The sequence below is a fragment of the Mycolicibacterium helvum genome, assembly GCF_010731895.1.
Taxonomy (GTDB): Bacteria; Actinomycetota; Actinomycetes; order Mycobacteriales; family Mycobacteriaceae; genus Mycobacterium; species Mycobacterium helvum.
Genome location: NZ_AP022596.1, coordinates 382,504 through 394,396 on the forward strand (window position 1 = coordinate 382,504; position 11,893 = coordinate 394,396).

12 protein-coding genes are annotated in these 11,893 nt (G+C 65.1%); 10 read left to right on the forward strand and 2 right to left on the reverse strand.

Annotation, left to right across the window (positions count from 1 at the left end; translation table 11 throughout):
* Nucleotide 1: 1 nt before the first annotated feature.
* The 5 genes from G6N38_RS01750 to G6N38_RS01770 are packed head-to-tail and all read left to right on the forward strand — an operon-like array spanning nucleotide 2 to nucleotide 4,475.
* A complete protein-coding gene (locus tag G6N38_RS01750) occupies nucleotides 2-850 on the forward strand; it encodes a triphosphoribosyl-dephospho-CoA synthase (protein ID WP_163745972.1) in 849 nt (282 codons plus the stop codon).
* Nucleotides 838-1,152 carry a malonate decarboxylase acyl carrier protein gene (mdcC, locus tag G6N38_RS01755; protein WP_163745973.1) on the forward strand — a complete coding sequence of 105 codons (315 nt, stop codon included), beginning with the start codon at nucleotides 838-840 and terminating at the stop codon, nucleotides 1,150-1,152. Before G6N38_RS01750 ends, mdcC begins: the two co-directional genes overlap by 13 nt.
* Nucleotides 1,149-2,906: a biotin-independent malonate decarboxylase subunit beta gene (gene mdcD, locus G6N38_RS01760; protein ID WP_163745974.1), complete on the forward strand. Its 1,758-nt coding sequence runs from the start codon at nucleotides 1,149-1,151 to the stop codon at nucleotides 2,904-2,906. The genes mdcC and mdcD overlap by 4 nt, the downstream gene beginning before the upstream one ends.
* A 7-nt stretch (nucleotides 2,907-2,913) precedes the next feature.
* Nucleotides 2,914-3,516 carry a malonate decarboxylase holo-ACP synthase gene (locus G6N38_RS01765; RefSeq protein WP_163745975.1) on the forward strand — a complete coding sequence of 201 codons (603 nt, stop codon included), beginning with the start codon at nucleotides 2,914-2,916 and terminating at the stop codon, nucleotides 3,514-3,516.
* A complete protein-coding gene (locus tag G6N38_RS01770; protein ID WP_163745976.1) occupies nucleotides 3,513-4,475 on the forward strand; it encodes an ACP S-malonyltransferase in 963 nt (320 codons plus the stop codon). Before G6N38_RS01765 ends, G6N38_RS01770 begins: the two co-directional genes overlap by 4 nt.
* A 38-nt stretch (nucleotides 4,476-4,513) precedes the next feature.
* On the opposite strand, the gene G6N38_RS01775 is transcribed toward G6N38_RS01770, so the two are convergent.
* Nucleotides 4,514-5,263 (reverse strand): SDR family oxidoreductase, encoded by a 750-nt coding sequence (locus G6N38_RS01775; protein ID WP_163745977.1) that lies wholly within the window; start codon nucleotides 5,261-5,263, stop codon nucleotides 4,514-4,516.
* A 177-nt stretch (nucleotides 5,264-5,440) separates the two neighbouring features.
* Here G6N38_RS01775 and G6N38_RS01780 point away from each other — a divergent pair, with 177 nt between their 5' ends.
* Nucleotides 5,441-6,010, forward strand: a complete 570-nt coding sequence (locus G6N38_RS01780) for a winged helix-turn-helix transcriptional regulator (RefSeq protein ID WP_163745978.1) — start codon at nucleotides 5,441-5,443, stop codon at nucleotides 6,008-6,010.
* Here G6N38_RS01780 and G6N38_RS30560 read toward each other — a convergent pair.
* Nucleotides 6,001-6,393 (reverse strand): Fic family protein, encoded by a 393-nt coding sequence (locus tag G6N38_RS30560; protein ID WP_246227615.1) that lies wholly within the window; start codon nucleotides 6,391-6,393, stop codon nucleotides 6,001-6,003. The genes G6N38_RS01780 and G6N38_RS30560 overlap by 10 nt on opposite strands.
* Nucleotides 6,394-7,231: 838 nt before the next feature.
* Between G6N38_RS30560 and G6N38_RS01790 the strand changes: the two genes are divergently transcribed.
* The 4 genes from G6N38_RS01790 to G6N38_RS01805 all read left to right on the forward strand — a co-directional run bounded on the left by G6N38_RS01790 (nucleotide 7,232) and on the right by G6N38_RS01805 (nucleotide 11,889).
* A complete protein-coding gene (locus tag G6N38_RS01790) occupies nucleotides 7,232-9,982 on the forward strand; it encodes an AAA family ATPase (protein ID WP_163745979.1) in 2,751 nt (916 codons plus the stop codon).
* An 80-nt stretch (nucleotides 9,983-10,062) separates the two neighbouring features.
* Nucleotides 10,063-10,707 carry a cysteine hydrolase family protein gene (locus tag G6N38_RS01795; protein WP_163745980.1) on the forward strand — a complete coding sequence of 215 codons (645 nt, stop codon included), beginning with the start codon at nucleotides 10,063-10,065 and terminating at the stop codon, nucleotides 10,705-10,707.
* Entirely contained in the window at nucleotides 10,704-11,261 is a 558-nt protein-coding gene (locus G6N38_RS01800) for a hypothetical protein (RefSeq protein WP_163745981.1), read from the forward strand. Before G6N38_RS01795 ends, G6N38_RS01800 begins: the two co-directional genes overlap by 4 nt.
* A gap of 13 nt (nucleotides 11,262-11,274) precedes the next feature.
* On the forward strand, nucleotides 11,275-11,889 hold the full coding sequence (locus tag G6N38_RS01805) for a VOC family protein (RefSeq protein WP_163745982.1): 615 nt from the start codon (nucleotides 11,275-11,277) through the stop codon (nucleotides 11,887-11,889).
* Nucleotides 11,890-11,893 lie beyond the last annotated feature (4 nt).

Consider the following 11,893-nt stretch of genomic DNA (forward strand, 5'->3'; position numbering starts at 1 on the left):
GATGATCACCACCACGCTGCGCACGGACATCGAGATCGCCGACCTGGCTGTGGCTGCTATCCGGGCCGAAGCCGATCTCACCCCCAAACCAGGACTGGTCGACCGACGGGGGTCCGGCGCACACACCGACATGGACCTTGCCATGTTGTACGCCTCGGCCGATTCCTTGCGTACTGCCTTCGCCGAATGTTCCTCCACGGCAGAACAATCCCTGGACGCAGTTGATCTGCGGATCCAACTTGGCGCGATCGGGCGGACCGCCGAGCAGGAAATGCTGGCGACGACCGGCGGGGTGAACACCCATCGTGGCGCTCTGTGGGCATTGGGCTTGCTGAGTGCGGGGGTGGCGCGCGGAGGAGGCCTCGAAACCGCCATCGATAGCGCGGCGCGCTTGGCCGCGATCCCCGACCCGCACGCCCCCGCCACAGCGATCTCACACGGAGCGCACGCCCGCCTATGCTACGGCGTTTCGGGCGCCGCAGGCGAAGCGCAGCAGGGATTCCCGCACGTTCGACATTATGCTCTGCCCGCCCTGTGGGCCGCCCGCCGCTCCGGCGCTGACGAGGGGTCTGCGCGGTTGGCGGCACTTCTGGCGCTGATGGCCACCCTGGACGACACCTGTGTGCTGCACCGCGGCGGCCCCGAGGGCCTGCGCATGCTGCAGTCGGGCGCACAGGCCGTGCTGGATGCCGGCGGCATCGGCACACCGCAGGGTCGACGGAACTTCACCGCGCTGGACGCTATGTGCCTCACGCGGCGGCTGTCGCCTGGAGGGAGCGGAGATCTGTTGTCGGCCACACTGTTTCTCGACGCACTGGACGAAAGGGGAGCTGATCCATGCAGACCCTGAACTACCAGTTCCCGGCGCACGGCGTCGCGGCCAGGTCGGTGCACATCGGTGTCGTGGCCTCCGGGGATCTGGAGGTACTACTGGAGCCGCCGGCAGCTGGTGACGAGCCGGAGAGCGTCATCGTGCGGGTGCGCACCAGCGTCAACGGATTCGACACCGTATGGCACGACGTGTTGCAACGGTTCTTCAGCCGCACGCCGTTGGCTGGTCGCTGGGAACTCAACGACTTCGGCGCGACACCGGGAGTGGTGGATCTTCGGTTACGCCAAGCGTCAGAAGCTGCGAGCGGACGGACCTCATGACTGAGGGCGAGGGCGCTACTGATCTGCTGGCAGGCCGGACGTGGCAGGAACTCCTTGCCCGACGTAGCTTCATCGAACTCGACGCACTCGGTCGAGCAGCTGCTCTGCTCGATTCCGACTCGCTGCGGGTGTTGGCGGGCCCCTTCGATCGACTCGAGTCCCCCTGGCTGGCACTACAAGGCATCACACCGCAGGCCGACGACGGCACTGTGATCGCCCGAGGCACGGTCAACGGGAGCCCCGTCGTGATCGCCGCCATTGAACAGGGCTTCCAGGGCGGCGGAACGGGTGAGGTGTCCGGAGCCAAGATCTCCCAAGCCCTGCTGCTGGCCGCAGCGGACTCCCAGGCGGGTACACCTACTTCCGGGGTGATCCTTTTCGAGACCGGCGGCGTCCGGCTGCAGGAAGCCAACCTCGGGCTCAACGCAGTCGCCGAAATATGTTCGGCTGTACTGGATCTGCGCCCGCATGCACCAGTGATCGGGATGGTGGCAGGCACTGTAGGCTCGTTCGGCGGAATGAGTATCGCCGCGGGCCTGTGCACGCGGCTGATTGTCACCCCGCAAGCCCGGATCGGGCTCGACGGACCCGCCGTCATCGAACAAGAAGGTGGCGTGGACGAATTCGACTCGCACGACCACACCCTCATCTGGGCAGTCGACGGCGGCGAGCAGCGTTACGCCACCGGATTGGCTGACGACCTCGTTCCCGACGACACGGACCGGCTACGCGCTGCACTGATCGACGCAATCAAGGCCGGGGTGACGCAACCTGGACGCCACCGCAGCGAGCGCCTCGACGTCATAGCGTCCCGGCTCGCGACACTAGATCCCGCCGCTCAGCCCTGCGATCCGCGTGACCTGCGCACGCTGTGGGGTCGCTCGTACGAGCCGGTCGCCAAGGCTCCGCCGGTCAGCGCCACGTCCCTCACCAGCGCGCAACCGCCAACCACACGGGGTCGGACCTGGTTGCGGGCGCTTAGCGGGACGGCCACAGTCGAGGCGGTAATTCCCTCGGTCCTGTCGGCTACTACAGCCGAAGCCCGCTATCTGGCCGTAGTTCCAGACCCCGGTAACCGCTTCTACCGCGCCCGTGAGGGCGAGGTAGGCGTGACCGAAGCACTGGCGCTGGCTGAGGCTGTCCGCGATCTGGTCAGGGCAGACATGGCGACAAATACAGAGCTCAAGCGAGCGATCATCGCCGTCGTCGATCTGCCCAGTCAGGCCTACGGCCGATATGAGGAGATGGCAGGCCTGCACCAGGCAATGGCCGCCAGCACCGACGCCTACCACACCGCACGAGTCGCCGGCCATCCGGTAATAGCCGTCGTCGTCGGCACCGCCCTGTCGGGTGGCTTCCTCACTCACGGCCTGCAGGCCAACCAGATCCTGGCTCTCAATGATCCCGGCGTTGAAATTCACGCCATGCACAAAGCAGCCGCCGCCCGGATCACCCTCCGCACAGTGGACGAACTCGATGAGATCGCCAAAACCGTTGTGCCGATGAGCTACAACGTCACAGACTGGGCAAGACTCGGGTTCTGTGACGCGCTGCTGAAAGTCGAGAATGCCGACGAACCAACGTCACACGACATCGAGGCTGTCGACACCGCGATCGCCGGCGCCGTCCAGCGCGCCCGCGGCGGACCTGTCGACCTGTCCAACCGGTTCGACTCGGACGCAGCCGTGAAAACCAGGCAGGCTTCGAGGGCAGTCCGTGAACTGCTTGCCCGGCAATGGAATACGGCAGTCTGATATGGCGATGCCTGGACCGCACGACTTGCTGCGGCTGTCCACAGCGGTGCCGGCCACCGGCGCTCCGGAGTGGATTGCCGAGACGCTGCGCGCCGCACCGTGGGTCGTCGTTCGGCGCGGCATCGCACCGAACGGGCTGATACCTGTCGGGGTGCGCGGAATCAATCGATCCGAACGGTACGCCACCGAGGTGTACCCCGGGGTTATCTGCGAGATGGTGGCTCCTGAGGATCTGGCGCACGTCGCGGTGTCTGACGAACTGCCCGCGCTAAGCACACTGAAAAATGTTCGATGTCTGCTTGCCGACGCCGACCTGCCGTGGGGACCGACCGGCAGCGTCGGCTTCGCACTCGCTACCGGGTTGGCTACGGCCACACCCGACAGCGATCTCGACCTGCTGGTCCGGGCCCCCCAAGGCGTGACCGAGGCATTGCCTGCGTTGGTCCAGCTACACGACCAATTCCGTTCGCTGGCGGCACGAGTGGATTGCCAGGTCGAAACACCGAGTGGCGCAGTCGCGCTGGCCGAACTGGTCGGCAGACAACCTGACATCATGGTGCGAACAGCGCGGGGACCTTGTCTCATGCCGCGCATCGTCGCTATCTCGTGAGCCTCGCGTTCCTGTTCCCCGGCCAGGGGTCGCAGCAGTCGGGCATGCTGCACAACCTGCCCGACAGTCCGGCGGTTTCGGAGGTACTTGCCGAATCACACTCGCAACTACACGCACTCGGCCTCGCCCATGATCTCGACAGCGATTCGGCCCTCGAGAGCACCGTCAACGTCCAGCTTGCTCTACTGATCGCAGGCGTGGCCTGTGCCCGAGCGCTTATCTCCGACCACGGCCTGAGTCCGCAGTTCGTTGCCGGCCACTCGGTTGGCGCCTTCGCTGCCGCCGTCACCACCGACGTCATCACCCTCACCGACGCTATGGTCGCGGTCGCAATCCGCGGCCAGCTGATGGAACTGGCTTGTGCACAAGGTGACTGGGGTATGGCCGCACTGAGCGGCCTACCTACCCGCGCCGCCGTCGAGATCGCGCGGGAGGTCAGCACCGACGACGAACCGCTCTGGCCGGCGAACATCAACAGCGCCACCCAGACCGTCTTCAGCGGCACCGCAGCGGCGTTGCACGCCGCCGCCGACGCTGCCAAGCGAGCAGGCGCGCTCAACTACGAACGGCTCAATGTGTCGGTAGCCTCCCACTGCCCTCAGCAACAGGACACCGCAAGGCAACTCGCAGCACACCTGACGCGGCTACCGCGTCGCATGCCCACCGCCACCTACCTCATGAACACCAGTGGCCGGGCAACAAAGTCAGGCGAGGCAGTGCTCCACGACCTCGCACACGCGGTGGCGCTGCCGGTTCAGTGGTACGACGCCACCCAGCTGATGGCCGAACTCGGCGTTACCTGCGCAATCGAGTCCCGACCGGGTCATGTGCTCAGCCGGCTAGTGGCGTCGTCTATCCCCGAAATAAGGGCCATCGCAGTCGAAGACGACGACTTTGCGCTCGCTGCACGCCGCGCTCGCCGATTCTCAGGCCGCGACCCCTATCACCTAAGCGACTGATGCGGTGGCCTGCTCGCGTGGCGTCCGAGTCGCCGCGCCTAGCTGGAGGCGGCCTTCACCAGCTGTGGGTATACACCTTCAATGGGGCCGGAGAGAGCCTCCTTCACCGTCCTGCTGCGCCAGTCGGCGACGACTTCAAAGTCACCGGCCAAGAGCCCCTCGTATGCGATCCGGACGATATCGGCGGGGCTTTCTTTGCCTTCCTCGTCGATCGTCGCGATCATCGGGGTATCGGTGTAGCCCAGATGAAGTCCCAGCACATGGGTGCCCTGGCCGGCCAGCTCGAGGCGCAGCGTGTTGGTCGCCGACCAGAACGCCGATTTCGACGCGCTGTAAGCGCCGTGGCCGCCTGATACCGGCTCGCTGGGGTCACCGACGAACCAGCTCAACACTGAGTGCACATGCAGGAACGCGCCCCCACCGTTGTTGCCGACGACTGGCGCGAAGGTGCGCGCCACCTCCAGTGCGCCGAAGAAGTTGGTGTCGAACGTCCGTCGAACCTCAGCCATGGGCAGATGAAGCAACCGGTCCGGCAGGATCGCGATCGCCGCGTTGTTCACCACGATCGTGGTATCCGAGGCGGCTTCGGCCGCAGCGTTGATCGAATTGCTATCGGTGACATCGAGGGCCAACGGCACGATGCGGCTGTCCTTCCAGTCGCGCGGGCGCCGCGCAGTGGCGTATACCTTGCTGGCACCGCGGTCGAGGGCTTGCCGGACGAACTCAACGCCCAGACCGCCATTAGCGCCGGTGACCAAAACGACTGCCCCATCAAGAGAAGTGGACATCAAAACAACCTTTCGAATGACGACTGACTAACCAGGCAGGCGCGCAACGGATCCCGAGCTGCGAGCTCTATGCCACATGCCACATGCCAGAGGAGACCGCGTACCGGTCTGTTACCTCCATGCGTGTTACGCCAGCATATAAGGCTGAGTTGCGTTTTGCAATGTAGAGTGGAGCGCATGAGCTTCGCTGCGCATCCCCGGGATGGGCAGGGGTTGTGCCCACATGGCAGCGGCGTTCCCGTGCCGTATGAGATCAATGCACATACCAATTACGCTGAGGACGTGGACACTTCGCCCCCGCGTTTCGAGCCGCCGAATGCGGTTTGCGCAATCGAGCGGGCACTGGCTGTCATAGGCGAACGATGGTCGCTGCTGATACTTCGGGAGTGTCATATGGGAGTCACCCGGTTTGCCGACTTCCGGGACAACCTTGGGATCGCCACGAACATCCTCAGCGCCCGACTCGACAAGTTGGTATCCGCGGGAGTACTGGACAGGGAGGACTATCAACGTCCTGGCGAGCGCCCCCGCCAGGAATATCACCTGACCCAGTCCGGCCGAGACCTCTTGGTGGTGCTGGGCGCGCTCCAACAGTGGGGCGATGAGCACCTGCCGTTACCAGCCGGGCCGGTGAGCGCTCGGTGTCACCGCGACAGCGGCAGACCGGTGGCTGTCCAGTTTGTGGATGCATCTGGGCTCGCGCTCGACGCCGAGGAAATCCAGCTCGACGGCCCAGTTCACCAGTGACGCCGCCCGTTGCCGATCGCCAGAATGGTGGCTTGCGAGAAGCTCTCGACGATCGGCGCGGCGTCACCGTCGCGATAGCTCGTCAATGCGGCGAAGTACGCGCCGGTGTCGGCCAACAGCCCAGCTGAGACTGGCACCGTCACCTGACGCGTCAAACCCTTGGTGCGCAGCATCGCTTGCACCAGCGCGCGGCCCGTACGGCCGTTGCCGTCGGTAAAGGGGTGGATGGTCTCGAACTGCGCGTGGCTCACCGCGATCTGCGGCAGGGCGGGCACGTCGACCCGGTGCGCGAACGCGATCAGATCGCTGATCGCCCCAGGGATCAGCTCATGGCGCGGGCCGACGAACGTCGCACCGATCGGAGTGGACGGCCGCCGCTCCACACCGGCTCGGCGCGGAACTCACCTGGGGTGTGGCGGGGATCGTTGAGCATCAACGCGCGGTGCATCGCTCGGATAGCGTTCGCGTCCACGGTGTCGGACAGCGCGACCACTGCTTGCATCGCAGCGGTGTTGGCGACGACCAGGGCCGCATTTTTGCTTGGCCTTGCCACTGGGCAACTCGGCCTCGCCGATGGCTCGTTCTGAGGCGGTGTGGTTTTCAATCTGCGAACTGGCAGCGGACTCCGACCGCAGCAACACTGACGCGAACGGTGCGATCTCGCGGCTGGCCGACTCAGCGTCGGCCAGCACCGACGGCGGCAAGTCGAGGGCCGGGTCGGCGATACTGGCGGGCACAGCGGGGCGATAGGTGCGGTACTTGGGCAACGCTCGCCCCGCATGCCTCCCCTGCGGCTCCCCAACGGACGCCCTCGCGATCGACAGGGCTAAGTGAAGTCACCACCGCGGTTTAACTTCATTTATCGGACTAGGTGAAGTTGCTTTGCAAATCTGACTTCAGCTAGCAAATCAGTCGTGTGCCCGATATCCGGGCCAGCCCCACCAACCCTCTCTGCAAAAGTGCGAATCGCGGCACCTCGGACTATGTCCCGGACACCGGCGGCGTGGGCGTGTTTCACGGTCGCCAGTCCAATTCCGGCGCTGCCGCCGATCAGAACAACGGCCTGTCCGGACAGCTCATTGGTCACGGTGGTCTCCTCACCATTGCGGCGCGCAGTCCGGCCACTCTAGCTAGCTGTGAGAATACTGTGCGAGAGCGTGTTTGCGCTGCTCACACCGTAGACTCACCCCGACATCAAGCTCGATAAGAGGGCAAGGTGAGGTGAATCCGTCCAGAGCGCTATTGGGGCGCACCGTCGAGTGCCGGGCGCTCGATGACTTGGTGGAGACAACACGTGCCGGGCGCAGCGCCGTGCTGGTCCTTCGCGGTGATGCCGGCATCGGCAAGACCGCCCTCTTGCGTTACCTGACCGACTCAGCCCGCGGCGTACTGGTCACCCGCTGCACTGGCGTCGAGTCGGAAATGGAGCTCCCGTTCGCGGCGCTCTACGATCTCTGCGCGCCGATGTTGGACGGCCTTCAAAAGCTGCCACATCCCCAACGCCGCGCTTTGAATGTTGCGTTGGGTCAGGAGGCCGGAGATAACCCCGACCGACTGTTGGTGGCGCTGGGAGCGCTGGGCCTTCTTGCCGCGACGTCCGCAGAAACCCCGCTCTTATGCGTTGTCGAAGATGCCCATTGGCTTGACCACGCTTCGGCCCAAGTAGTCGGATTCATTGGGCGTCGACTCTTAGCCGAACCAATCGGACTGGTGCTCGCCTCGCGCGCGCCGGTGTTTCAACCGGACCCATTCGTCGGATTACCCGAGCTCGCTGTCTCCGGTTTGGACACCCAGGCAGCGCGCCATCTCCTGGCGTCGCTGCATTCCGTACCCATCGACGAGCAGGTGCGCGACCGCATCATCGATGAGGCACAAGGCAATCCATTGGGGCTACACGAATTCGGGACCCGTGTGCGGACCGCCGGGTTCGGCGGTGGGTTCGTCAGCGCGGACGCGGTGACGCTGTCGCGCCGGATCGAAGACGAATACCTGGCTCAGCTATCGGCGATGCCACGCGACACCAGGCAGCTGTTGATCCTTGCGGCCGCCGACCCAGTCGGAGACACCGCCCTGATCGCACGGGCCAGCCGCCAGCTCGGTTTGAGCATGGACGCTGCCACCGCTGCGGTCCACACGAGTCTGCTGACGATAGGAGCGTCGGTCCGGTTCCGACACCCGGTGTTGCGCTCGGTGGTCTACCGCATGGCCAGCGCTGACGAGCGGCGAGCGAGTCATGCGGCACTGGCTGCGGCCAGTGATCCGCAGACCGATCCCGATCGGGCGGCGTGGCACCGCGCCCATGCGACCAGTGGGCCTGACGAAGCTGTGGCCGTCGAACTCATCGCCTCCGCTGGCCGGGCGCAGGCCCGCGGTGGTGCTGCTGCGGCGGCGGCGTTTTGGGACCGGGCCGTGGTGCTGAGCCCCGATCCAGCGGACCGGATCTCTCGGGCGCTGATCGCTGCGCAGGCGAAGTTGCTCGCCGGCGATCTCGACGCTGCCCAACGACTCCTGGCCGAATTGAGAACCGGAATAGAGCTATCCGACATGGAGCGGGTCACCGTGGACCTGCTTCAGGCTCAAGTGGCCTTCCTGCGCCGCGATCGTGATGCTCCGGAACTCTTGTTCCGGGCCGCACAGCTCCTTCAGGCACTCGATCCCGCATCTGCGTGGCCGACCTACTTGCAGGCGCTGATCGCGACGTCGTATGCGGGCCGGCTCGGAAGTACTCAGGTGCGTCTGGAGATCGCGAATGCTGCTCTGGCACTACCCATGGCACCAGCACCGACTCCGACGGTGCAGCTGCTTGTGCACGGTGTGGCTACATGGATGGCGCGCGGGTACGTCGCAGCCGCACCGACGCTCAAGGAGGCGGTGCACCGCTATCGCAGCGAGGCAGCCGACCCCGGATTCCTCGGCTTCGGGTTCAACGTGATGGCCATGCATCTCTGCGACGACGAAGCTTGGTACGCGCTCGTCGCCAAGCAGGTAGCCGCCGCCCGCACGAGCGGAATGCTCAGCTGGCTGCCGTTCATGCTTGATGGATTGGCTGAGATTCATGTCCATGCCGGTGAGCTGAACGAGGCCGAAACGATCCTCACCGAGGCTGAACGAATCGATCCCCTCGTCACCGCATCGACGCCGCCACGCATCGCATTGCTATTGGCTGCCTGGCGAGGTGATGCGCCAGGGGTTCGCACCTGGACAGAGCCGCTGTCAGAGGCGGCCCATCACCAGGGTCAGGGATGGCTGCTGGAGTATTCGTCGTACGCACAGGCGGTCCTGCACAACGGCTTGGCCGACTACGCCACCGCGGCCAACATGGCCGAAAGTGCCTGCACCAGCGTCAACGTCGTACCTGCGGTGGCGATCCGCGCGCTTTACGAGCTGGCCGAAGCGGCCGCCCGAGCTACGGAGGTCGAACGCGCCGGCGAAGCGGCGCGGCAACTCACGGAGCTCGCCGCGGCATCCGGCACCGACTGGGCCCACGGGATGGCCGCACGCAGCATTGCGTTGGTAACCGCTGGGCCTGCAGCTGAAGATCGATTTACCGAGTCAATCGAACGGCTCGAACGGACCAGGATGGCGATTGACCTAGCACGAGCGCGGCTCAGTTACGGAGAGTGGCTGCGTCGGCAGAATCGCCGAACTGATGCGAGGGTGCAGTTGGCTGCCGCCCACGACGCGCTGTCGGCGATGGGGGTAAGGGGGTTCGCAGATCGCGCCCGGCGGGAACTACAGGCCACTGGGGAGAAAGTACGGGCGCGCGCGGCGACCACCGATGCTGAACTGACCGCCCAGGAGGAGCAGATCGCCCAACGGGCGCGATTGCGGCGCACCAATGCCGAGATCGGCGCCGAACTGTTCCTCAGTGCCCGCACCGTGGAATGGCATCTGGGCAAGATCTATACCAAAATGCAGATCACCTCCCGGCGCCAGCTCGACGATGCACTGCGCCGCCGCGATCAGCTCTAAGCAACCGGGGCAGGTCCAGCCACCGACGACCCGGGGTTTTCCCTGGCGCGAACATCCCGGGCACAAGTGATGCTCAAGGCATGACCGATCCGGCAGAGATCTATAGCCCTGAAGACACGGCGCTGCTCATCATCGATCCCTACAACGACTTCATTTCCGAGGGTGGCAAGTTGTGGGATGCCGTCAGGGAAGTTGCCGAAGGCATCCAGCTGCTCGACCATATGCGCGCTGTTCTCGCCGCAGCCCGCGAGCACTCCATCAGAGTATTTATCGTCCCGCATCACCAAACCGCACCCAACGACTACCGCAGTTGGGATCACCTCTCCCCCACCCAACGTCGGGTGCTGGAGCGCCAAACCTTCGCCGTCGGGAGCTGGGGGGCACAGTGGCATCCCGACTTCACCCCACGAGAAGGCGAGCTGATCGCCTCGCAGCATTGGGCTTCAAGCGGTTTCGCTAACACGGACCTGGACATGCTGCTCAAACAACACCGCATCACCAAGGTCGTGATCATCGGGATGAAAGCCAACACCTGCGTGGACACCACCGCACGCTTCGCCCAGGAACTCGGCTATCACGTCACCCTCGTCCGCGACGCCATCGGCGCCTTCAGCTGGGACGAGATGGCCGCCACCTTCGATCTCAACGCACCCCAGTACGCCCACGCCATCCACACGACCGACGAACTCCTGCAGATCCTCAACGACCGAAAGGCACTCGCATGACCACCGTTCAGCAAGATCTGTTGCTCGCCCGCTCGGCCTTCCAGGCCCGGATCAACGCCCCTGTCGACAAGGTCGATATCGGCACTTGGTTACTCGGCATCCCTGACGCCGAGTACCAGCGATGCGCCCCACCTGACCACATCGCCGCCGGCTACACCACCACCGACGACGGCCGGCCGATGTCCATCAACGTCGAAAAGGTCGGTGACTCCCTGATCATTGAGCACTACGTCGGCGAGATCGTCGAGCCGCTGCACGTCAAGATGGTGTCCATCTCCGACGTCTTCGCCGAGGACGGCACCCGTACCAACATGCAGGTGACCTGGGAACTGACCGCCGAACCCGACGGCGACGGACTGACTTTCACCAACGAAGTGGTGGTCCGACCCACCGATGACTTCCTGGCCTTCCTCGACAGTGCCGGCCTCACCCTGGAACAAGCCGCCGCCGCGCACGCCACCGCGTCGGCGCGTCACAACGCGCTGGAAACCCCTCGGTTCGCGGCCAGCATCGAACGTGCGGCGCTCAAGAGCGCCGTGCCGGCCGGCCGCTGAAGGCGAATTGGTCATGGACCTCAAACTGGAAGTAGTCGTCCTGCCGGTCACCGACGTCGACCGGGCCAAGCAGTTCTACGAATCACTGGGCTGGCGACTGGACGCTGACGTCCCCACCGGCGCCGACTTCCGCGTCATCCAATTCACCGCACCGGGGTCACCGTGTTCCGTCATTTTTGGCACCGGCGTCACCGAACCGGGCTCCGCCCCCGTGACCGGACTGCACCTGGCAGTCACCAATATCGATGTCGCAAGAAAAGAACTGCTTAATGCCGGCGTCGACGTCAGCGAGATCTTCCACGACGCAGGCGGGGTGTTCCACCACCCGGGTGGCACTGCCCGACTGAGCGGACCGCACCCCGACCGCAGCAGTTACGGATCCTTCGCGACCTTTCCCGATCCCGACGGAAACCGTTGGTGGCTGCAGGAAATCACCACCCGACTACCCGGCCGGGTCGAAAGCACCGCATCGTTCAGCTCGGTCGCCGACCTGGCCGCAGCCCTGCGGCGAGTCGCCGACGCCCACGGAGAACATGAAACCCGGCTCGGGCGAGAAGACCCCGATTGGCCCGACTGGTACGCCGCCTACCTCATCGCCGAACACAACGGCACCCAACTCCCGAACTGAGGAC

Coding starts and splice junctions, on each gene's coding strand:
- G6N38_RS01750 (WP_163745972.1), top strand. CDS start 2: ATGATCACCACCACGCTGCGCACGGACATCGAGATCGCCGACCTGGCT.
- mdcC (WP_163745973.1), top strand. CDS start 838: ATGCAGACCCTGAACTACCAGTTCCCGGCGCACGGCGTCGCGGCCAGG.
- mdcD (WP_163745974.1), top strand. CDS start 1,149: ATGACTGAGGGCGAGGGCGCTACTGATCTGCTGGCAGGCCGGACGTGG.
- G6N38_RS01765 (WP_163745975.1), top strand. CDS start 2,914: ATGCCTGGACCGCACGACTTGCTGCGGCTGTCCACAGCGGTGCCGGCC.
- G6N38_RS01775 (WP_163745977.1), bottom strand. CDS start 5,263: ATGTCCACTTCTCTTGATGGGGCAGTCGTTTTGGTCACCGGCGCTAAT.
- G6N38_RS01780 (WP_163745978.1), top strand. CDS start 5,441: ATGAGCTTCGCTGCGCATCCCCGGGATGGGCAGGGGTTGTGCCCACAT.
- G6N38_RS01795 (WP_163745980.1), top strand. CDS start 10,063: ATGACCGATCCGGCAGAGATCTATAGCCCTGAAGACACGGCGCTGCTC.
- G6N38_RS01800 (WP_163745981.1), top strand. CDS start 10,704: ATGACCACCGTTCAGCAAGATCTGTTGCTCGCCCGCTCGGCCTTCCAG.
- G6N38_RS01805 (WP_163745982.1), top strand. CDS start 11,275: ATGGACCTCAAACTGGAAGTAGTCGTCCTGCCGGTCACCGACGTCGAC.